The sequence below is a fragment of the Pseudomonas sp. MMS21 TM103 genome (assembly GCF_022132145.1).
Classification (GTDB): Bacteria; Pseudomonadota; Gammaproteobacteria; order Pseudomonadales; family Pseudomonadaceae; genus Aquipseudomonas.
The window spans coordinates 1-21,642 of record NZ_JAJISP010000001.1 but is presented as its reverse complement, the minus strand read 5'-3'; the positions used below and the strand labels follow the sequence as shown (position 1 = coordinate 21,642).

The 21,642-nt window shown below is 64.3% G+C and carries 17 protein-coding genes and 1 riboswitch; of the genes, 5 read left to right on the top strand and 12 right to left on the bottom strand.

The window, feature by feature from the left end; all coding sequences use genetic code 11:
• Window positions 1-200 precede the first annotated feature (200 nt).
• The 10 genes from LJY18_RS00085 to LJY18_RS00040 form a co-directional block, all read right to left on the bottom strand.
• Complete coding sequence (locus LJY18_RS00085) at window positions 201-902, bottom strand: pseudouridine synthase (protein ID WP_238039689.1); 702 nt, start codon at window positions 900-902, stop codon at window positions 201-203.
• 2 nt (window positions 903-904) lie between these two features.
• Window positions 905-1,117, bottom strand: a complete 213-nt coding sequence (locus tag LJY18_RS00080) for a cysteine-rich CWC family protein (RefSeq protein WP_238039688.1) — start codon at window positions 1,115-1,117, stop codon at window positions 905-907.
• Window positions 1,114-2,589 (bottom strand): sensor domain-containing diguanylate cyclase, encoded by a 1,476-nt coding sequence (locus LJY18_RS00075; RefSeq protein ID WP_238039687.1) that lies wholly within the window; start codon window positions 2,587-2,589, stop codon window positions 1,114-1,116. The genes LJY18_RS00080 and LJY18_RS00075 overlap by 4 nt, the downstream gene beginning before the upstream one ends.
• A gap of 80 nt (window positions 2,590-2,669) precedes the next feature.
• Entirely contained in the window at window positions 2,670-4,475 is a 1,806-nt protein-coding gene (atzF, locus tag LJY18_RS00070; RefSeq protein WP_238039686.1) for an allophanate hydrolase, read from the bottom strand.
• Between the two features lie 222 nt (window positions 4,476-4,697).
• Window positions 4,698-8,306, bottom strand: a complete 3,609-nt coding sequence (gene uca, locus LJY18_RS00065) for an urea carboxylase (protein WP_238039685.1) — start codon at window positions 8,304-8,306, stop codon at window positions 4,698-4,700.
• Window positions 8,307-8,529: 223 nt separating this feature from the next.
• Window positions 8,530-9,165: an urea amidolyase associated protein UAAP2 gene (locus LJY18_RS00060; RefSeq protein WP_238039684.1), complete on the bottom strand. Its 636-nt coding sequence runs from the start codon at window positions 9,163-9,165 to the stop codon at window positions 8,530-8,532.
• An 11-nt stretch (window positions 9,166-9,176) separates the two neighbouring features.
• Window positions 9,177-9,905, bottom strand: coding sequence for an urea amidolyase associated protein UAAP1 (locus LJY18_RS00055; RefSeq protein WP_238039683.1), 729 nt, complete (start codon window positions 9,903-9,905; stop codon window positions 9,177-9,179).
• Window positions 9,906-9,915: 10 nt separating this feature from the next.
• Entirely contained in the window at window positions 9,916-10,707 is a 792-nt protein-coding gene (locus LJY18_RS00050) for an ABC transporter ATP-binding protein (protein ID WP_238039682.1), read from the bottom strand.
• Complete coding sequence (locus LJY18_RS00045) at window positions 10,704-11,519, bottom strand: ABC transporter permease (protein WP_238039681.1); 816 nt, start codon at window positions 11,517-11,519, stop codon at window positions 10,704-10,706. Before LJY18_RS00045 ends, LJY18_RS00050 begins: the two co-directional genes overlap by 4 nt.
• Window positions 11,520-11,623: 104 nt before the next feature.
• Complete coding sequence (locus tag LJY18_RS00040; RefSeq protein ID WP_238039680.1) at window positions 11,624-12,691, bottom strand: putative urea ABC transporter substrate-binding protein; 1,068 nt, start codon at window positions 12,689-12,691, stop codon at window positions 11,624-11,626.
• Window positions 12,692-12,756: 65 nt separating this feature from the next.
• Window positions 12,757-12,866, bottom strand: a riboswitch (guanidine-I (ykkC/yxkD leader).
• Between the two features lie 306 nt (window positions 12,867-13,172).
• On the opposite strand from LJY18_RS00040, the gene LJY18_RS00035 reads away from it, so the two are divergent.
• From LJY18_RS00035 to lapD, 5 genes are all read left to right on the top strand, one after another.
• Window positions 13,173-13,346: a hypothetical protein gene (locus LJY18_RS00035; protein WP_238039679.1), complete on the top strand. Its 174-nt coding sequence runs from the start codon at window positions 13,173-13,175 to the stop codon at window positions 13,344-13,346.
• Window positions 13,347-13,381: 35 nt separating this feature from the next.
• Window positions 13,382-13,498, top strand: a complete 117-nt coding sequence (locus LJY18_RS00030) for a hypothetical protein (protein ID WP_238041078.1) — start codon at window positions 13,382-13,384, stop codon at window positions 13,496-13,498.
• 99 nt (window positions 13,499-13,597) lie between these two features.
• Window positions 13,598-14,077, top strand: a complete 480-nt coding sequence (locus tag LJY18_RS00025; RefSeq protein ID WP_238039678.1) for a hypothetical protein — start codon at window positions 13,598-13,600, stop codon at window positions 14,075-14,077.
• A gap of 334 nt (window positions 14,078-14,411) precedes the next feature.
• On the top strand, window positions 14,412-15,119 hold the full coding sequence (lapG, locus tag LJY18_RS00020) for a cysteine protease LapG (RefSeq protein ID WP_372866181.1): 708 nt from the start codon (window positions 14,412-14,414) through the stop codon (window positions 15,117-15,119).
• Between the two features lie 22 nt (window positions 15,120-15,141).
• Window positions 15,142-17,076: a cyclic di-GMP receptor LapD gene (gene lapD, locus LJY18_RS00015; protein ID WP_238039677.1), complete on the top strand. Its 1,935-nt coding sequence runs from the start codon at window positions 15,142-15,144 to the stop codon at window positions 17,074-17,076.
• 222 nt (window positions 17,077-17,298) lie between these two features.
• Here the strand turns inward: lapD and LJY18_RS00010 are convergent, their stop codons facing one another.
• Both LJY18_RS00010 and LJY18_RS00005 read right to left on the bottom strand, forming a co-directional pair.
• Window positions 17,299-17,637 (bottom strand): tryptophan synthase subunit beta, encoded by a 339-nt coding sequence (locus tag LJY18_RS00010; RefSeq protein ID WP_238039676.1) that lies wholly within the window; start codon window positions 17,635-17,637, stop codon window positions 17,299-17,301.
• Between the two features lie 71 nt (window positions 17,638-17,708).
• On the bottom strand, window positions 17,709-21,642 hold a 3,934-nt coding region (locus LJY18_RS00005; RefSeq protein ID WP_238039675.1), incomplete at its 5' end, for a beta strand repeat-containing protein.

Sequence of the window (21,642 nt, the reverse complement as noted above, 5' to 3'; positions counted from 1 at the left end):
TTACCAGGCAGGAACCCTTTCGCGCAGAGCGCAAGTAACCGATGGAACGCTTAGATGGCTGTCCGTGACTGGCTGGTCACATCAAGACCTTATGGGGGGATTTAAGCAGTGGCCCCTGATGCTGGCAAGGCTTTATTTGGTTAGCGGACTACCGTTTATCGGTTAGCTTGCTAAGGGTGTGACTAATGGCGAAATTGGCGTCAGTGGCTGGCGAAACTGGCGATTTCTTCGGCCGTCAGGGCGCGGTACTGACCGGGGCTGAGGCGTTCATCGAGCAGGATCGTGCCCACGCTCAGGCGGTGCAAGGCGACGACCTTGTTCTGGAAGTGGCCGAACATGCGCTTGACCTGATGGTAGCGACCTTCGTAGAGGGTCAGGCGGGCCTGGCGCGGGGCGAGGATCTGCAATTCGGCGGGCTGGGTGAGCAGATCCTCGAAGCTAAAGTACAGGCCGCGGGCAAAGACCTCGATGCAGGCCGGGTCGATCGGGTCTTCGGTATCGACCAGATAGACCTTGGGTTGTTTGCCGGTCGGCGCGGTTACCCGGCGCGACCATTGGCCGTCGTTGGTGAGCAGCAGCAGGCCACTGGTGTTGAGATCGAGGCGGCCGGCCAGGTGCAGCTCATGCTTGTCCGGCTCGTCGAGCAGGTCGAGTACGGTACGGTGCTCGGGATGTTCGGTGGCGCTGACCACGCCAGGCGGTTTGTGCAGCATGAAGTAGCGTGCGGCTTTGCCGGCCTGCAGCACCTCGTCATCCAGTTCGACGCGGCTGAAGACGCGCACTTCGTCGCAGCTGTCGCGCCTGACCTGGCCGTCCACGCGCACTCGACCACTGGCGAGCAGTTGGCGTACCTCCTGGCGGTTGAAGCGCGGCAGGTTGCTGAGGAAACGGTCGAGGCGCATGGCTAGTCGGCGGCGGGTGGTGTTGTGCTCGGCGGCAAGCCCTGGGCGCAGCGCGGGCACAGGCAGGCGCGGTTGCGCTGTTCGGGCGACAGGCTGTCGAGCACCGCGGGGTCGATAGCGGCGCCGAAACACCAGCACTCGCTCACGGGCGTGGCGGACTCGGCCTGGGCGCACTGGTTGCGCTGACCGCAGCACGGACACTGGCTGGTATTCATGTGCTGGCTTCGCAGGTGCGGTTACGCCCGGCTTGTTTGGCGCGGTACAAGGCGCGGTCGGCCCGGGCGAGCAGTTCGTTCAGCGAGTCATCGGCATGCAGTTCGGCCAGGCCAATGCTGGTGGTGATCTGCAGGCTGGCGCCTTGGTAGTCGAAGCCGCTTTGCTCGGTCTGCCGGCGGACTTTCTCGGCCAGCAGGCGCGCCTGCTCGAGCGAGGTGTCCTTGAGCAGGAGGATGAATTCCTCACCGCCCCAGCGGCCGATGATGTCGGACTGGCGCAGGTTGTCGCGCAGATTGTTGGCGAATCCGCGCAGCACCTGGTCACCGGCCAGATGGCCGTGGCTATCGTTGAGGCTCTTGAAGTTATCCAGGTCGAGCAACAGGGCGCAGAGTGGGCTGGGATTGCGCCGTGCTTCCTGGATCGCCTGGTTGGCCAGCAGGTCGAAGCCGCGGCGATTGAGCAACTCGGTGAGTTGGTCGGTGGTAGCCAGGGCGGCGATGCGTTTCTGGTAGCGCCGCATGGCAAGGCTGACCAGGGTCAGGACGATGACGGTGACCACCAGGCAGATCAGCAGGTTGAGGTACAACGATTGGCGAATGCCGGCCAAGGCGCCGGTTTCGTGCTTGTCGACGAACAGGTACCAGTCCAGCTCGGGAATGAAGCGCACGTTGAGAAAGTGCGCGCGGCCCTGTTCCTGGTACTCGAAGTCGCCGGTTTGCGGCTGTGGCAGCTTCGCCTGGAGCTCTTCCAGCCCTGGCACTTCACTGAGCGCCTGGCCGACCTTGGCGCCCAGTGGCCCGCCCGTGGCGCCGGTCAACACGATGCGGCCGTCGGTGTCGACGAAGTACACGCTGCGGTCGTAGCGCGCCTGGTAATCATCGATCAGCTGGACCACCGCATCCACGTTCAGGCCGACGCCGGTGGCGCCGATAAAGCGCTTGTCGTAGTCGAAGACCTTGTAGTTGATGAAGACGGTCAGGCGATCCTCATTGGCCATGTCGACATCGACATTGATTTCGTAGGGTGCCTGCAACAAGTCGCGCACGCGGAAGTACCAACTGTCACGCGGCTCTTGTGCGGCCACGTGCTTGAGCACGCCCTTGGCCTGGTAGTAGGTGAGGGTCTGGTCGGAGACGAAGAAGCTGGTGACGGCGCCGTAATGCTCCTGCACCTCGCGCAGGTAGCGGGTCATCTGGGCGACGTCCTGTTCGCCGCTCATCACCCAGTCGCGGACGAAGGTGTCGCGGGCCATCATCGAGGAGATCAGCACCGGCGTGATCAGGTCCTTCTGGATCTCGGAGTAGACGTTATCCGAGGTCAGCGGCAGTTCGGTGTTGACGATATTGTCGCGGACCGAGTCGAGCGCGGCGTAGTAGCTGGCCAGCGAGGTGGCGAGGAAGCCGCAGCCGAGCAATACGAGGAGAAGTAGGAGCAGCGGACGTTGACTGGTAGTCGAGGGGACGGACGGCATGCAAGGTTCTGCTCGCGAAATGATGGCGCCATGCTAGCGCGCAATTGGCATGGCGTCATCGGTTGGTTCCTGCAGCGGGGTTATCGCTTGCTCTGCATATAGGCGCGCCAGCCGCCGAAGTGGCTGATGTCCTCGGCGCCTTGCAGGCCGTAGGGTTCGCAGATGAACCCGCTCAGCCATTGGCCGTCTGCCAGCTGCACCTTGCCCAGGCCCAGGGGCGCCGGGATGCCGGTGAGGAAGGAGCCCAGCTCGCTGCTCGGCAGCTCCCAGACCTCCACTGCGATGGCCACGCCGCCCTCGGCCACGCGCAGCATGCCGGGGCGAAACGGCGGGCCGCCGGCCAGGGCGTACAGCTGGTAGTCCGGCGAACTCTGGGTGGCCTGGACCAGGGTGGCGCCGCGCTGCCTGAGTTGCCAATTGAGCGGCAAGCCATCCAGGTGGGCGCCGCAGACCACCAGGCGCGCGCGGTCGTTGCGCGCGGCGCTGCTCGGCGCGTTCGGGGCCAGGGCACGCTCGCTGGCCAGCGGCAGTTGGTGCTGGCGCTGCAGGCCATCGGCCAGGCTGAGCAGGTACTGGTCGGTAAAGGCGCGGCCGAACAGGGTTACGCCCCAGGGCAGGCCGTTGGCCATGAACCCGGCCGGCACCGCGACGGCGGCATAGTCGAGCATGTTCATGAAGTTGGTGTAGTAGCCCAGGTCGGAATTGCGCTTGACCGGCTCGGCGTGCAGTTCGGCGAGGGTCACCGGGCGCGGGTAGGCCGGGGTCAGTACGCAGTCGAGATCACCCATGATGCGGTCGCAGATGGCTTTCAGTGCCTGCAGGCGGTACTGGGCGCGGAACAGTTGCACGGCGGTGGTGCCGGGCGCTTTTTCCAATACCGCCTTGATCACAGGCAGCACCGCATCGGGTTGGGCTTCGATCAGCTCACCGGCGACGCTGTAGCGCTCGGCGACCCAGGGCCCTTCATAGAGCAGGCGGGCGGCTTCGAGGAAGGGGGCGAAGTCGATCTCGATGGCCTCGCCGCCCAGGGCCTTGAGCTGTTCGACAGTGGCGGCGAACAGCGCCGGGCTCTCGGCGCAGCCAAGGAATTCCAGCTGGTTGGGCACCCCGAAGCGGAAACCCGGGCGTGGGCTGCCGAAGGCTGAGCCATCGTTCCATTGCGGGTTGCTGCGGCTGTAGGCATCGCGCGGGTCGAGGCTGGCGGTCAGCGCCAGCAGCTGGCTGGCCTCGGCGGCGCTGGCGGTGAAATAGGTCACGCAATCCAGGGTGCGGCAGGCCGGCACCACCCCGGCGGTGGAAAGCAGTCCTTTGGTGGCTTTGAGGCCGATCAGGTTGTTCAGTGCCGCCGGCACCCGGCCGCTGCCGGCGGTGTCGGTGCCCAGGGCGAAGCTGGCCAGCCCCAACGCCACGGCCAGCGAGGAACCGGCGCTGGAGCCGCCGGAGGGGTAGGCCGGGTGCACGCTGTTGCGGCATTCGCCGTAGGGCGAGCGGGTGCCGTTGAGGCCGGTGGCGAACTGGTCGAGGTTGGTCTTGCCCAGCGGCACGGCGCCGAGGGCAAGCAGTTGCTCGACCAGGGTCGCGCTGCGTTCAGGCGTGTAGGCGAAGGCCGGGCAGGCGGCGGTGGTGGGGATGCCGGCCAGGTCGATGTTGTCCTTGATGGCGAAGGGCACGCCGTACAGCGGCAGCTCGGCGGGCGTCTTGCCGTCGAGGGCGGCGAGGTAGGGTTCCAGTTCTTCCGCCGTGAGCAGGTGGATGAACAGGTGAAACTCGGGGTTGAGCGTCGCGGCCTGTTCGCGCAGGGCGGCGATCAGCTGGCGCGGGGTGGTGCTGCCGTTCTGGTAGGCGGCTTTTAGCGCGCCGAGGCGCAGGTCGAATTCGTGGGTCATGTCAGGCTTCCTCGTTTAGTGCGAGTCCGCTTGGTGGGTCGATGAAGCGTGACCCACCCTACGGTGAGAGTTCGTCGGGTGGATGGCGCGTTGTCCATCCACCATCAATGTTTCGGTATCGCAATTGGGTCGGCCGGCGATCCGGCGGCCGGCGATCCGCCGGCCATGTGACCCGTGGGTGGATCGGTGAAGCGCGCTCCACCCTGGGGTTGGCGTTTGCGCTCAGGCTTCCTCCAGGACCACCACCCGCTGGCCGGCGCGCACCGGCGAGCCGGGTTGCACGCGCACCTCGCTGACCAGGCCGTCGCGGGGGGCGAGCAGGGGGATTTCCATCTTCATCGACTCGAGGATCACCAGCACATCGCCGGCCTTGACCCGGTCGCCGACGGCCACCTGCACCTGCCAGAGGTTGCCGGCGATATGGCTGTCGATGCCGTGCTGGCCGTTGCCCAGCGGCGCGTCCTCGCCCAGGTCGGGCACGACTTCCTCGCTGTCGAAATGGGCCTGGCCGGAGGCGATCCAGCGCTGGCGTTCGGCGTCGAAGGCGCCGCGCTGCTGGGTGCGGAAGGCCGCGATGCCTTCGGCCTGCTCGGCGAGAAAGGCCTGGTAGTCGGCCAGGTGCAGTTCGCTGTGCTCGATGCGCAGGTCATAGCGGCCCAGGGGGAAATCACGGCGGATCTGCAGCAGTTCGTCTGCCGCCACCGGATAGAAGCGGATCTGATCGAAGAAGCGCAGCAACCAGGGCTTGCCGTCGAAGGCCGCCACTTCGCGGTAGCGGTTCCACATCTGCAGGGTACGGCCGACGAACTGATAGCCGCCGGGGCCTTCCATGCCATACACGCACATATAGGCGCCGCCGATGCCGACCGAGTTTTCCGCGGTCCAGGTGCGCGCCGGGTTGTACTTGGTGGTGACCAGGCGATGGCGCGGGTCCAGCGGCGTGGCCACCGGCGCACCCAGGTAGACGTCGCCCAGGCCCATGACCAGATAGCTGGCCTCGAACACCGTGCGGTAGACCTCATCGAGGTTGGGCAGGTCGTTGATCCGGCGGATGAACTCCAGGTTGCTCGGGCACCAGGGCGCATCCTTGCGCACCGTGGTCATGTACTTGTCGATGGCCAGTTGGCAGGCCGGATCGTCCCAGGACAGCGGCAGGTGGACGATGCGCGACGGCACCTTGAGGTCCTGCGCGGCGCACACCGCGTCCCACTCGCCGGCGACGATGCCGAGCAAGTCGCTCAGGGCCAGGGTTTCCGGCTGGTAATGCACCTGCAGCGAGCGGATGCCCGGGGTCAGGTCGATCACGCCATCGAGTTGCTTGGCCTCCAGGGCCTGCATCAGCGCGTGGCCGCGAAAGCGCAGCACCAGATCCAGCTCAGGCGCGCCTATCTCCAGCAGCAGGTGGGTGTCGCCGGACAGGCGCGCGACCAGGCGTTTATCGGCCTCGCCGATATCGAGGACGATGGGGCTCTGCAGTCCGGATGCATTCCGGGGGCTGGCCGGCTGCATCCGGGCTATGAGCGTGTGGCTTTCCTCGTTGCGGGCGCTGGCCAGCTGCCGCGCCGTGGCGATATCCACCGGCGCAAACCTGACCTTATCGCCGGCCTTGAGCTGCCCCAGCTGCCACAGGTCGGCCTCGATGATGGTCACCGGGCAGACGAAGCCGCCGAGGCTGGGGCCGTCGGGGCCGAGGATCACCGGCATGTCGCCGGTAAAGTCCACCGCGCCGATGGCGTAGGGGTTGTCGTGGATATTGGAGGGGTGCAGGCCGGCCTCGCCACCGCTGTCGCGTACCCACTCGGGCTTGGGCCCGATCAGGCGCACGCCGGTGCGGCTGGAGTTGAAGTGCACTTCCCAGGCGGTGGCGAAGAAGCTGTCGATATAGGCCGGGGTGAAGTATTCCGGGGCGCCATGGGGGCCGTAGATCACCCGGATCTCGCGCACGGCGGGTAGCGCGCTGCACAGCTCGGCGGGCAGTTGCACGCCGCTGTCCCGCTCAGTCAGTGCCGGGATATGCAGCACATCGCCGGCACGCAAGGCGCGGCCGCCGTGGCCGCCGAACTGGCCGAGGGTGAAGGTGCTCTTGCTGCCGAGATAATCCGGCACCTGCAGGCCGCCGCGCAGGCACAGGTAACTGCGTGCGCCGCTGCCTGCGATGGTGCCCAGGCTCAGGGTGCTGCCGGCCTCGATCAGCAGGGCGGTATTCAGCGGTTGTTCAACCCCGTCGACGCTCAGCGGAATCTCCGCGCCGGTCACCGCCACCACCGCGTCGGTGTTGAAGCGCAGGCTCGGGCCGCTCATGGTGATTTCCAGCGCTGCGGCGCCTTGCTGGTTGCCCAGCAGGCGGTTGCCCAGGCGCAGGGCGCGGTCGTCCATCGGCCCGGAGGGCGGCACACCGACCGCCCAGTAGCCGAGACGACCAGGGAAGTCCTGCACGCTGGTCTGGGTGCCGGCGCTGAGCACCTCGAAAGTGTCGGCCTGGTAGCTCAAGCCTTCCAGGCAGCGGGTCCAGGGCTCGCCGCTGGCGAAGGGCGCAGCGACCAGGATCTGCCGCAGGTAATCGCGGTTGCTTTCCACGCCATAGAGCAGGGTGTCGGCCAGGGCCTGGCCGAGTGCGGCGCTGGCGGCGTCGCGGCTGGGTGCCCAGGCGATCAGCTTGGCGATCATCGGGTCGAAGTAGGGCGGGATCTCGCAGCCGGCCTCGACCCAGGTGTCGATGCGCAGGGCCTTGCCGTCGGCGGCCGGGAACTGCACGGCAGTCAGCAGGCCGGGGCTCGGCTGGAAGTCGCGGCCCGGGTCTTCGGCATACAGCCGCGCCTGGATCGCATGGCCGCTGGGCGCGAGGGTTTTTGCCAACTCGGCCAGGGGCGGCAGCTCGCCGGCGGCCAGTTCGATCATCCAGCGCACCAGATCGACGCCCCACACCTGTTCGGTGACGCCGTGTTCGACCTGCAGGCGGGTGTTCACCTCCAGAAAGTAGAAGCGCGCCGCCTCGCTGTCGTAGACGAACTCGACGGTGCCGGCGCTGCGGTAGTTGACCGCCTTGGCCAGCTGGATCGCCGCCGCGCAGAGTTCCTCGGCCATGCCGGCCGGCAGGTTCGGTGCCGGGGTTTCCTCCAGCACCTTCTGGTTGCGCCGTTGTACCGAACAGTCGCGCACGCCGAGGGCCACTACCTCGCCTTGGCCGTCGCCGAACACCTGCACTTCCAGGTGGCGGGCGCGCTGGATGTATTTCTCGATAAACACGCCGCTGTCGCTGAAGTTGTTCTGCCCCAGGCGTTTGACCGCGTCGAAGGCGTCGCTCAGCTCGGCGGCGCTGTGGCAGACGCGCATGCCGATGCCGCCACCGCCGGCGGTGCTTTTCAGCATCACCGGGTAGCCGATTTCATCGCCTGCAATCAGCGCGGAGTCGAGGCTGTCCAGCAGCTCGGTGCCTTCCAGCAGCGGCACGCCGTGCTGCTTGGCCAGGGCGCGGGCGGTGTGCTTGAGGCCGAATAGCCGCAGTTGCTCCGGGGTCGGGCCGACGAAGGCGATGCCCGCGGCTTCGCAGGCTTCGGCGAAGGCGGCGTTCTCGGAGAGAAAGCCATAGCCGGGGTGGATGGCTTGGGCACCGGATTGCTGGGCCACGGCGAGAATCTTCTCGACTTGCAGGTAGGTGCCCGCCGCCGGACCTTCGCCCAGGCTATGGGCCTCGTCCGCCTGCTGGATATGCAGGCTGGCGGCGTCGGCTTCGGAGTAGACGGCCACGCCGCCTACGCGCAGTTCACGGAGAGTACGCAGGATGCGGCAGGCGATGGCGCCGCGATTGGCGATCAGCAGTTTGTCGAACATTCGAGGTGTCCTCGAAGGAGGCGGGCCGTCCCGCGGTATTCGGTCAGCGCCACGGTCGTCCGCGGCTGAAATCTGGTTAGCTACAACCCGTAGGGGGGACTCAGGAGCGGAGCGAACAGTCCGCCGAATCGTCGCGGCCTACAGCCTGCTGCGTGTAAGCGCTACTGGTCTGCATTCGGCTTGGTGGAGCACCGCAGTGCGGGATTTCCAGCGAACGCAGGCCTCAATCCCACACCAGCACCTCGGCCGGGGTCGGGTTGTAGCCGTTGCACGGGTTGTTCAGTTGCGGGCAGTTGGAGATCAGCACGATCACGTCCATGTGCGCCTTCAGCTCGACGTACTTGCCGGGCGCGGAGATGCCGTCCTCGAAGGTCAGGCCGCCCTCGGGCGTCACCGGCACGTTCATGAAGAAGTTGATGTTGGCGCTGATGTCGGCCTTGTTCAGGCGGCCGTCGTGCAGGCTGGCGCGCAGGAAGTTGTCGCGGCAACTGTGCATGTAGCGTTTGTCCAGCGCGTACCTGACGCTGTTGCTTTCCTGGGCGCAGGCGCCGCCGAGGGTGTCGTGGCGGCCGCAGGTGTCGGCGACGATGCTCAGCAGCGGGTTGCCGAGGTTGGAGTAGAGCACCGTGCCGGTGGTCAGGTAGACGCTGTGCTGTTTGCGCAGGGTGCGCTGCACGTCGTAGCGCTCGCGCGGGTTGGCGGCGCTGTAGAACAGGGTATCGACCGCCTGATTGCCTTCCAGGTCGAGCAGGCGCAGGGTCTGCCCGGCTTTGACTTCGCAGAGAAAGGGCTCGCCGGCACCGATGGTGGCGCGGTAGCTGGCGGTTTCGGGGTGCTTGTCGCTATGGATAAGAGTCATGGTGGCCGCCCTTAGATATACAGACGTTCGGTGTTGTGGAAGCCGCGCGCGTTTTCCGGGCGCGAGTTGCGGCACAGCACGCTGATGCCATCGCTGTCGACCTTGTGCCAGGACAGTTGCAGCGGCTTGGGCGCGTACTCGGGATTCGGGTCCAGCGGGTGTTGCAGGGCGGTGAGCACCACCAGGGTGTCCATCGGCGCATACAGCTCCACATAGTCGCCGGCCTTGGACTTGCCAGGCTGGAAGTGCAGGCGGCCGCCACTGTCCACCGTGACCTTGCTGAACAGGTTGAGGCACATCAGCAGGTCCTGGATGTTCAGGTTCCACTTGCCCATTTCCACCAGCAGGTTGTCCACGCCGTTGCGGAAGAAACCGTTGCGCAGCTGCTGATAGCTGCCCTGGCCGTACTTTTCGGCGACTTCCTCGGCGTTGAGCACGCCGCCGAAGCTGTCGTGCCAGCCACAGGTGTCGGCGGTGATGGCAGCGAGCACGCGGCCCATGTCCGAGTACAGGCAGTGGCCGGCGGTGAGCTTGGCGGTGTGCTGGCACTTGAGTGAGTCGGGCAGGTTGAGGCGCTCGCTCTTCTCGGCGGCATTGAGCAGCAGCAGGCTGACGTTGGCGTCGCCTTCGAGGTCGGTGAGGCGCAGCAGTTGGCCGCGCTTGAGCACGAACGAGGTGTGGCCGCCACCGGGGAGCCGCTCTTCATAGAGCGTGGAGCGCAGGGTTAGTGAGGCAGTCATCGGATGCTCCTTACGCAGCAGGTTGCAGGTTGCCGGTGATGTGCGCCGGCAACGCCTCGACCGCCGCGCGGTTGGCGCGGCGGTCGCTGTTCAATGGAATGTCGTAGGTGATGCGCGCGCCGAAGGCGTTCGGCGCGTGCGGGTCGACGCGGACCTTGTCGAACACCAGCAGGCGGGTGCCGAGGCTGAAGCCTTCGCTCAGGTCGTGGGTGACCATGAACACGGTCAGCCGGGTTTCGCGCCAGAGGTCCAGCAGCAGTGCATGCATGTCCTTGCGAATACCCGGGTCGAGGGCGCCGAACGGCTCGTCGAGGAGCAACACCCGTGGCTGCATGATCAGCGCCTGGGCAATGGCCAGGCGCTGCTGCATGCCGCCGGACAGCTGGGTCGGGTATTTGTCCAGCGCGTGGCCGAGGCCAACCTTGCTGAGCATCTGCGCCGCCTGTTCGCGGGCCTCGCGTTTGGCTTTGCCGAACAGGCGGCCCAGCAGGGGCGAGCGGGGCAACTCCAGGCCGATGGCGACGTTGTCCAGCACGCTCAAATGCGGGAACACCGAGTAACGCTGGAACACCACGCCACGGCTGCTATCGGGTTCGGCGGCCAGTGGTTGGCCGGCCAGCAGGATCTGCCCGCGGCTGGCGCGTTCCTGGCCCAGTAGCAGGCGTAGAAAGGTCGATTTGCCGCAGCCGGAGGCGCCGACCAGGGTGCAGAACTCGCCTTCGCTGATGCTCAGGTTCAGGCGTTCCAGCACCACCTGGTCGCCGTACTCCTGCCACAGGTTGTTGATCTGGATAAAGCTCATGCCTTGGCTCCTTCATACCAGGGGAAGACCAGGCGGGTCAGCTGGCGCAGGCTCAGGTCCATCAGCCAGGCGAGCAGGGTGACCCAGACCACGTAGGGCAGGATCACGTCCATCGCCATGTAGCGGCGCACCAGGAAGATCCGGTAACCCAGGCCGTCGGTGCTGGCGATGGCTTCGGCGGCGATCAGGAACAGCCAGGCCGAGCCGAGCACCAGGCGCAGGGCGATCAGCAGGCGCGGCAGGATTTGCGGCAGGACCACGCGCAGGATCAGGGTCCAGGTGCTGGCCCCCAGGGTTTGCGCCTTGATCAGCAGCTCTGGCGGAATCTCCCGGGCGCGCTGTTCCAGGTCCCGGGCCAGCACCGGGGTGATGCCGATCACGATCAGCATCACCTTGGACAGCTCGCCGAGGCCGAAGCTGATAAACAGGATCGGCAGGATGGCCAGGGGCGGCACCATCGACAATACCGTGAGCAGCGGTGACAGCGGCGCCCCCAGCAACGGCAGGGTACCGGCGGCGATGCCCAGGCACAGGCCGGCCACGGCAGCGATGCCCAGGCCCATGCCGAGGCGTTTGAGGCTGGCGGCCGTGTCCTCCCAGAACAGGTACTTGCCGCTGCGCTTGTCTTCGCTGAAGGCCAGGCGATCGACCGCCGCGACCATCTGCGTGGCGCTGGGCAGCAGCTTGTCGTTGGGGTTGTCCGCCAGGCGCTGGGCCGAACTCATGAAGTAGGCGAACAGCAGCAGGGCGAAGGGCAGCAGCACCAGGATAAAACGGCCGGTGCGTTCGGGTTGGCGGTTGATCAGGCGCATGGAATGCCTCTAGTTGTTTCCGCGGGTTCCCATACTCTGCGTGGGAGCGGTGATGTAGGGCGGGTGAAACCCGCGGGTTGCACCCGCCCTACGCCTGCGTTCCGCTACAAGGCGCCGTCGGCCGCCATCTGCATGTAGCTCGGGTCGAAGCGCAGCTTGAGGTTGCCCTGGTCGCCGGTCACCACTTCGCGGGCGAAGCTCATGCCGATGGCATCGCTGCTCTGTGCGCCCTCGCCGAGCAGGCCGTGGCTGAAGGAGAAACTGGCCACCTTGCTCATGGTCGCCGGCAGTTTCGGGCTGTTGGCGAAGGCCACGGCATCCTTGGCCGAATAGAACATCTTGGTCACCGCCAGTTGCGCTTCGTAACCGGCCAGGTCGGTGCCGGAGGCCTTGGCCATGTGCTCGCGGGCGGCTTTACCGGCAGGCGAGTCGGCGCTCATGGTCGCCATGATTTCGTACCAGGCACCGGTCAGGGCTTTGCCGAAGCCCGGGTTGTCGTTGAGGGTGTCACTGTTGACCACCATCAGGTCGATGATTTCGCCGGGGATCTGGCTGGAGTCGAACACCGTGGTCACGCCAGGGGTGGCTTCGATTTCGGCCAGCAGGGGGTTCCAGGTGACCACGGCCTTGACGTCGTCGGTCGCGAAGGCCGCCACCAGATCGGCGTCCGAGGTGTTGACCACGCTCAGATCCTTCTCGCTGAGGCCGGCTTTTTCCAGGCCGCGAGCCAGCAGGTAGTGGGAGACGGACAGTTCGACCAGGTTGACCGGCTGGCCCTTGAGGTCGCCCAGGGTCTTCTTCTCACCCTTGAGTACGATGCCGTCGTTGCCGTTGGAGAAGTCGCCGATGATCAGCGCGGTGGAGTCGATGCCGCCGGCCGCCGGGATGGTCAGGGCGTCCATGTTGGTCATGCTGCAGCCATCGAACTGGCCGGCGCTGTACTGGTTGATCGACTCGACATAGTCGTTGATCTGCACCACATCGATACTGATGTCGTACTTCTTCGCCCATTTGTCGACGATGCCTTCGGCGGCAGCGTATTCCCAGGGCATCCAGCCGGCATAGATGGTCCAGCAGACGCTGAAGTCGGTTTTAGGCGCGGCGTGGCTAGTGAGGCTGATGGTGGCGGCAAGGCCGGCGGCGAGTACTGCGATCAGGCGGGGCGTACGCATAGGGAACCTCCAGTTCGAGTAGGGCGGCAGGAGTGCGCGGCGGTTGCCTCAATACTGAGGACGCGTTCTCCCGGGCTTTTATCCCGCCGTGTAACCTCGAAGGAGGTCGCCAACTCTCGGACCAGCCACTCGTCGATCATCTGATCGGCGAGCCGGAACCCTAGTCGGCTATTGCAAATTGTGGTGCCGCGATCCCGTAACACCTAATGCACCACGGGATATTCCTGCACACCTGAGCCTAAGCGAACATCGTGCCACTTGTGCCCGTCGCCCTGCCAGGCGGCCTGCGCGGGTCAGCTCGTTATCGAAACTGCGCTGTCGTGCGCCGTAATGGGGCGCGATTGCGCTGGAGTGCAGTGTTGCGGGGCGGGAACGTCTGGCTGAATACAGTGTCAGATCTGTTAATTGCGGTAATTGAAATGTAGCAAGACTGTGTCAACCGGAGTGCCTCAGGCCTGCGGCAAATTAGGGAGTATTGCAGATGCGTGTATTAACGATTATGGCTTTAGTGCTGCTGCTTGGCGGTTGCAGTATCAGGGCACCGGGCGTGGATGCACGCATTGGCGAGCCGCTACGAATCGACCTGGATGGCTACGAGAGCGGCCACGGTGGCGGTTTCTGCCCGCCGGGCCTGCGTATGCAGGGGCGTTGCTAATGAGGGCCTGCTTGAGCTTGGCCCTCATCGCAATCATGGCCGTCAGCTTGCAGGGCTGCAGCCTGCGCTTGCCGGGTATCGGCATCGATATCGGTGACAGTGGCGGCCCGCCACATTGCCCGCCAGGGCAGGCCAAGAAAGGCCGCTGCTAGTCCAGCACTTTCTCCCCCGGCCAGTTGTTCAATCATTCAAGAGTACCCGGAAGGCCAGCAGTCGCTGGCCTTCCTCTTATCGTACTCACGGAGGTCTCCATGCTCCATAAAGCCATGCTTGTTGCCCTGATGGGGCTGTTTCTAACCGGTTGTGCAGTGTATGGCGATGGCCACCGTTACTCTGGCTATGACCGCCACTCTTATTCTGGGGTCGATTACCGAGTGCAGCGCTACCCGGTGTACGTCGCCCCGCGGCATTATGACGGTGACCACCGTTACCAGCAGCGCCGTTACGATGATCGCCGACATGACCAGCGCCGCTACCTGCCGGCACCGCAGCCGCGTTACTACAACGACGCCCGTCGTGCAGAGCAGCGCCACGACGGGCGCCGTGATCGGCGTCATGAAGTGCGTCGCGATCAGCGCGGTCAGGACCAGCACGCAGCGCAATCGCGCCAGGGTTGGGACGGCCGGCGGAGCAATCAGCATAAGCAGCAACAGCGCTCGTCGAACCAGCAACAGCGTGACCATGGCTCGCGCACTGGTGATCGACGCGGTTGGGAAAGTCAGCACGACTAGTTGAGACCGCCGTGTCGCATGCTACCGCTAGAGCGATAGCGTGCGCTCTGCGAGCAGGGGGCGCCGGCTCGGCTGACTTCGCCGGCGCTAACAACTCCTCGCGACGCCGTTCGTGAGAGTCGCAACCCCTGCTATCGCATTGCTGTTTCGATAGCCATTGGCAGGGCCAGTCCTGGCCCTTCGTCTAGCTCCATACCCTTGATCTGACCCTTGGCTGGCGCATGCCAACTGCGCCAGCGGCGGGTTAAGAGCGCTTGTGTTCTGTGCTTTGCCGGCATGATGGCAGTTGGCAATTGTGTTTTGCCGACGTCGCCCGCACCATGGCGCGGGCCTGATGTGTGGAATCCTCAGTTTGCAGACCGGTCGTATCGAAATTGCGCGCGCGTATCGTCGCTGGCCATGGGTGGCAGCACTGCTGCTGGCCGTTTTACTGGTCTGCGGTACGCTGGCGGCCGACTGGGATTTCAACCTGATCAGCAAGCGTGCCGAGCAGTTGTACGGGCCGCTTGGGCAGGGCCGTGGCCGCATCGATGACTGGCAAAGACTGCTGCAGGAGCAGGCCGGCGCCAGCGAAATGCAACAGCTGCAAGCGGTCAACCGCTTCTTCAACCTGCGTTTGCGCTTTCGTGACGACATCCAGATCTGGAAGGTCGCTGATTACTGGGCGACTCCCGTCGAGGCGCTGTTTCGCGGTGCCGGCGACTGCGAGGATTACGCCCTCGCCAAGTATTTCAGCCTGCGCCAACTGGGGGTGCCGAGTGAGAAGCTGCGCATCACCTACGTCAAGGCGGTGCGTTTGAATCAGGCGCACATGGTGCTCACCTATTACGAACGTCCCCTGGCCATGCCGCTGGTGCTGGATAACCTGATCGATGCCATCGAACCGGCCAGCCAGCGTCGCGATCTGGTGCCCGTTTATGCCTTCAACGCCGAGGGGCTGTGGCTGCCCGGCGCTGGCGGCGGCAAACAAGTCGGAGACAGCAAGCGCCTTTCGCGCTGGCAGGATCTGTTGAAAAAAATGCGGGCCGAAGGCTTCCCTTGAGAGCGACCCGAAGGAGTGGTTGATGTCACTGTTCAAGCAGTTGTTTATTGCCATCTGCGTGCTGATGCTAGTGAGCTTCACCGGCAGTTTTCTGGTTAGCGTGGAGAGTTCGCGCGAGCAGCAGGTCAACCAGTTGCGGGCGCATGCCCAGGATGCGGCGACCGCTTTGGGTCTGTCGTTGAGTACGCATATCAACGATATGGCGATGATCGAACTGATGGTCAGCTCGATTTTCGACAGCGGTTACTTCGAGAGCATCAGGGTGCTCGACTCGGAGACTGGGCAGGTGATGGTCGCGCGCACGGGGGTGCCGGTCAGCGCCGAAGCGCCGCAGTGGTTCGCCGATCTGGTCGACTTGGCGCCGGCCAGTGGCGATGCCATCGTCAGCGACGGCTGGCGCCAGGCGGCGCGGGTCGAGGTCACCAGCCATCCGCTGTTCGCCATCGGCAAGCTTTGGCAAAGCGCGCTTGGTGTGCTGCTCTGGTTGGCAGTCAGTGGGGTGGTCTGCATCGGTTTGGGCGTACTGCTGCTCAAGCGCCAGTTACGGCCGCTGGATTATATGGTTGAGCAGTCCAATGCCATCGCCCGGCGTGAGTTTCTCAGCCTGCCCGAGTTGCCCAAGACTCCCGAGTTTCGGCGGGTGGTCAATGCCATGAACCAGATGGTCGAGAAGCTCAAGGCGCTATTTGCCGAGGAGGCCGCGCGCAGCGAGAAATTGCGTGCCGAGGCCTATCAGGACAGCCTCACCGGGCTGGCCAATCGGCGTTACTTCGATCTGCAGCTGCAGGCGCGCGTGGGTGTCGATGAGCATGCCGGTAGCGGTTACATGCTGCTGCTGCGGGTCAATGATCTGGCCGGCCTCAACCAGCGCCTGGGCGGCCAACGCACCGACCAGTTGCTCAAGGCCATCGCCGTGCAGTTGCAGCAGATCAGCCAGGGCCGCTACTTGTTGGCGCGCAACCGTGGCGGCGAGTTTGCCGTGCTGGCTGCCGGCCTCGATCGCAGTGAGGCGGAGCAGTTGGCAGAGAGCCTGGACGGTGCCCTGGCCAGCCTGCAGCAGACCGGTGCCAGCGACTGCTTGCCGGTCGCGCATATCGGCATGACGGCCTTTGCGCCTGGCGATCAGCTCGCGGCCATTTATGCGGCGCTGGATGCGGCGCTGGCCCAGGCCAGCAGTCAGAACCTGCAGAGCTGGGCCTGCAGCGAACACGACGCCCAGCGGCCTGCCGCCGATGAACGGCAGAGTTGGCATGGACTGCTGGATCAGGCGCTGAATCAGGGGCGTTTCCAGCTTTACGTGCAGCCGGTGGTGAGTGCGGCTGATCCGGCGCGGGTGTTGCACCTCAAGGTGCTGGCGCGCTTGCTCGATGAGCAGAACAACCCGGTACCGGCGGGGCGTTTTCTGCCCTGGCTGGAGCGTTTCGGCTGGGCCACCCGTCTCGATCTGGCCATGCTCGACTGGGTCTTGGCGCAGCTGCAGAGCAACAGCAGTTGTGTTGCGCTGAGCCTCTCCGGCAGCACCGTTCGCGATCCGCAGGCGCTACAGCAACTCTATGAGCGGCTGCGTCAGCATGCGCATCTGGGCGCGCGCCTGACCCTGGAACTGGACGAAGACCAGTTGCCCGATGCCGCGGCCCTGGAGGCGTTGACCGTGCGTCTGCGCAGCCTTGGCTTCAGCCTGGGGCTGCAGCACTTCGGCGGACGCTTCAGCATGATCGGCAACCTGGCCAAGCTCGGTCTCAGCTACCTCAAGGTGGATGGCAGCTATATCCGCGCCATCGACGCCGAGAACGACAAGCGCCTGTTCATCGAGGCCATGCAGCGGGCTGCCAACAGCATCGATCTGCCCCTGATTGCCGAGCGGGTCGAAACCGATGGCGAGTGGCAGGCCTTGCGCGACATGGGTATCGAGGGCGTACAGGGGCGCTTGTTTGGCGAACCGGGTCGCTGGGGTTGAGGTGATTTGCGTCAGGGAGTGCTCGGCAAGACCCTAGCCTGGAGCACGTGGTCATGGGCATGGCCCACACGGTAGGGCGCACTCGCGAAGCAGTACGCCGTTGCTGGAAGTGCTGGGCTGCACGCTGCGCTCATGAGCGGATGGCGTCCCGATTCAGCCTACTAACTGATAATGGAACCTGTGGGAGTGGCTTTAGCCGCGCAGCCTTGGAGTCACCGCTGCTCAGATCAACCCGGATTCATCGTCATTGATCAGTCGATTCAACCCGCCAAGGGCATCCCGTGCCTTGCTGCGCCCCACCAGTTTGGTTTGCGCCGCCTCGGGCAAGTCGGTGATGCGCACAACACCTTTCTGGATCAGTACGGTGATCAAGTCTTCCAGCACCCGGATCATGTCCAGGTCGCTCTGCTTGAGCTGCAGCAGACTGCTTTCGACAGTCTGATTGGCATACCAGGCCAGCGCTTCCTGATCATCTGCGGCAAGCTCACCATCCATGCCGGCGAACGGTGATGCCTCAACCTGTTGCAGGTTGCCCCACGTATCGCGTTTCACATACAACATCGATCACTCCTTGCTCTTTCGACTGCCCTGATGAAAAACCCCGCTAGCCGATGGTAGCGGGGTTTTGCCCATCAGGTGTGATCGATCTTGATGGTCGGGTCGGCACCGGCGATCAACGAGCCGATACTGCTGCTCGACAGGTTCACGCCGCTGAGCTCGATGCTGGTGTCGGCATTGGCCGCCGCGCCGCCGGCATCGTTCAGGTGGCCGGTCGAGCTGATCAGCAGGCTCGAGGTGCCACCGGCATCGGTCACCAGTTGCAGGTAGTTGTCGATGGTGGCATCGGTCTCGCCCTGCAGCAGGTCGCGCAGGTCGATGCGGTCGCCTTCGCCGATATTGAAGTCGAGGATCTTGTCCTTGCCGGTGTCGCCCGCTTGCCAGACGAAGGAGTCGGCGCCAGTGCCGCCGAGCAGGATGTCATCACCGGCGCCGCCGATGAGGATGTCGTTGCCGGTGCCTCCGTCGAGGGTGTCGTTGCCGGCGCCGCCGCTGATGTAGTCGTTGCCTACACCGCCGCTGAAGGTCGAGTCGCCGGGCCCGCCGATAATTGTCTTGGCGGTGCTTGAGGCGCCGTCACTGACTTCGAATGTCAGGGTCGGAGCGAAACCGCTGGGCAGTTCCGATTCGGTCACCAGATAGAGCTTGTCGGTGCCCGATAGGGTCGTCGAGGTGTTGAGCAGTGAGGTGTAGGCACTCAGGTCATATTCGCCCTGAGCGTTGGGCGTTATTTCCTGATAGCTGCCATCGGCGAGGACCACGCTGATGGTTGCCCCTGCCGGAAGCTCACTGAGCTTGAGGCTGGTGAACGTCTCGGGCGTTCCAATCGTATCCTGAATGGCGGCATAGAGGTCCACCGGGTAGCTGTAGCTGGTCAAGCCTGTTGGGCTGGCATTTACATCTATGTATTCAATCTGGAAGCCGTTGTTGGTTCTCCCGCTGGAGAAGCTGTTCAGGGGGTCCTGGGCTATCGACAGGCTCTGCATGTCCGAGCTGATCGAATAGGTAAAGTTCGCCGAGGTATTGCCGCCCTGGTTAAACAGGCTGCCGTCGATGGTCGAGACTACGGTTGCCTTGGTGATGGTTCCACTGACGCCGTTGTAGGCCACCGTCCAGGTGCCGCCTGAGTTCACTGAGGCAGCCAGCGTTACAGTGCTGGTGGTGGCGCCATTGAGTACCTCCAGAACCAGGCTGACCTTGAGGTTGGAGGACGAGACGGTACCGCCCGTAGAGTTGATAGTCCCGGAGAGGCTGCCGCTCGTGAGGTCGGCGACCTCAAGGGCGGACTTGATCAGCACGGTGTCGTCGCCTGCGTTCTTGAGCTTCAGCGCCATGTACTGCACGCCATAAGGGAAGCTGAAATTGATCGCTTCGTTACCTTCGATCCGCTGCGCATCCCCACCATTGTCACCTGGCCCGTTTATGCCCAGGTCATTGCCATTCGACAGGTTGAAAGTGCCATTGCCGCCGGTGGAGATGTTAATACCGTTGCCGAATGTATAGCTCGAGGTGCCATTGATGCCGCCGATGCTACTGCCGAAGGTGATCGTATTGACCTGCGGCGCGCCAATTACCACCGATACATCGCTGCCCGGAACCGCGTCGGCTACCGGATTGATGGTGATGGTGCTGATGTCAGTATCGATCAGTACCCCGCCCGCGCCGGTATTGCCGCCATCATTGCTGGTCATTGTCAGGGTCACATCGCCGCTGGCATTGGCCGCCGGCAGATAGCTCGGCTGGGTTGCCTGATCCGCCAGGTAGGCGTTGATGTCGTCAAGCGTGCCGCTCAACATCACGCTGCCAGTACCCGTACCGCTTACCGTGACCCCGCTGCCACTGGCTGCACTGATAGTGCCGCTGGCAACCGCCAGGGTGACTGAGACAAGGCCGGAAGCGACGTCCACATCGCTTACCGACAGGCCGCTGAGCTTGAGCGCAGTGTCTTCGTTGGTGGTGTAGCTGGTCGGCAGCAGATTGACCGGCGCATCGTTAACCGGGTTGATCAGGATGGAAACTGTCGCAGGCGTTTGATCCACGTTGCCGGCGACATCGCTGGCGCGGTACTGGAAGTCGGTGCTGCCGTTCCAGTTGGCTCCCGGTATGAAGCTCAGGTTGGCCTGATTGCCGACTGCGGGAATGGCCTGGCCAATCTGAACCGCCTGGCTGTTGTACATCAGCGTGCCGTCCGTCGGCAGGCTGGTGATGGTGAAGTTGGCAATGCTGCTGGCGGTATCGGTCGCGTTCAGCGTGATGGTAATGGGGCCGGAGTCCTCGTTGGCGACCACCGATACATCGCCGGTTTCGGGCGCGGTAGCGTCGCCAATGGTGATAGTGGCGGCATTTGATTCGGTATCTGCACCGTCCTGTGCCGTAGCCGTCACGGTCACGCTCAGGCTGCCAACCGGGTTGCCTGGGAGCGTCATGCTCAGACCGCTGATGCTCACCGCTTGGGTGGCCGAATCCACCGTTACGGTATAGCCACCCGCGCTGGTCAGCGGCAGCGTCCAGGTACCGTCAACGTTGGCTGAGCCGGCCGATAGGGTGGCGCCGGATGGCACCGCGACCGTAATGCTGGCAATCGACTCGGAGTAGTCGATGTCTGTCGGTGTAGCCGTAATGGTAAGCGGATAGCTGGTGCTAGTCGCGAACTCGATCGAGTTGATCAGGTAGTCATCCCCAGCCCCCGGCGCGCTGAACTCGATGCGGCTGATCGCTGCACCGGTGCTGCTGGTCAGGGTGATGGCCGGATCGATGGAGTCGGTGATCCCGGCAATCGTGTTGCTACCGATCATGTTGCCGGCGCTGTCGAACAGGTTGTAGGTCGCTCTTTCACCAGTATGCAGCCAGGCGAAACTAACGGTCGCGCTCGCCACCGGTGAATCGAACTCCACCACGAGCCGTTCCGACTGACCGCCAGATTGACCCAGTTCGTTGTTGGCACCTGAAGCATCTCCCGCGACCCCGAAGCCAACAGGGCTACCGTTGATGGAGATCACTCCCGCTGTGCCATCGAGCTTAAAGGCGCTGACGGTGAAGCCCTGACCGCTAGCCGTGACGTTAGCACTACTGATGGTTGTGGTGATTATGCTTACCGCGCCTATGTCGATGGTGACGATGGGCGCATCGGCAACAGGTGTCACATCAAAGGTAAGCGTATTGGGTGTGGCAGCAAACTGACCGGCCTGGTCGCTCACCGAGAAACTGAGGTTGGTGTAACTGTCACCACTGGCATCTTGGGCAGGCGTGAACGCCAGTGTATTAAGGTCGGCCAGGTTAATGACTTGGCCAGCGATCACTGCGGTGCCGTTCAGTTGCAGCGAGCCTGCATTAGGCAGGCTGTCGATACGTACGGCTTGCAGGCTGTCACCGATGTCGGCATCGGAAAAACCGAAGTCATCCGCGCTGAAGCTGTAGCTGGTGTCCTCGTTGAGGGTGATTACATCATCGGTGCCGGTCGGTGCGTCATTGACCAACGTAACAGCCGGGGTGTCGCTGCCGGTGCCGGTGAGGGCGCCGGTGTCAGTGACGGTCAGGTTCACGGCCGGCAGGGTGCCGCCGGCATTGACGAAGGCGGCGCCATCGGCGGTGAGCACAACCTGGCCACCGACCAGGGCGTAGTAACCGGCACTGTTCGAGGTGCCGGTGAAGGTCACGACCAGAGCAGCGTCGGCATCTTCTTCGTCATTCACGCTGTAGGTGGCGGCGACGTCATTTTCGGCGGCGCTGTTCTCGGTGAAATCATTGGCGGTGACGACGATGGTCGGTGCGTCGTTGATGGTAGTGACTGCCGGGGTATCGCTGCCGGTGCCGGTGAGGGCGCCGGTGTCAGTGACGGTCAGGTTCACGGCCGGCAGGGTGCCGCCGGCATTGACGAAGGCGGCACCATCGGCGGTGAGCACAACCTGGCCACCGACCAGGGCGTAGTAACCGGCACTGTTCGAGGTGCCGGTGAAGGTCACGACCAGAGCAGCGTCGGCATCTTCTTCGTCATTCACGCTGTAGGTG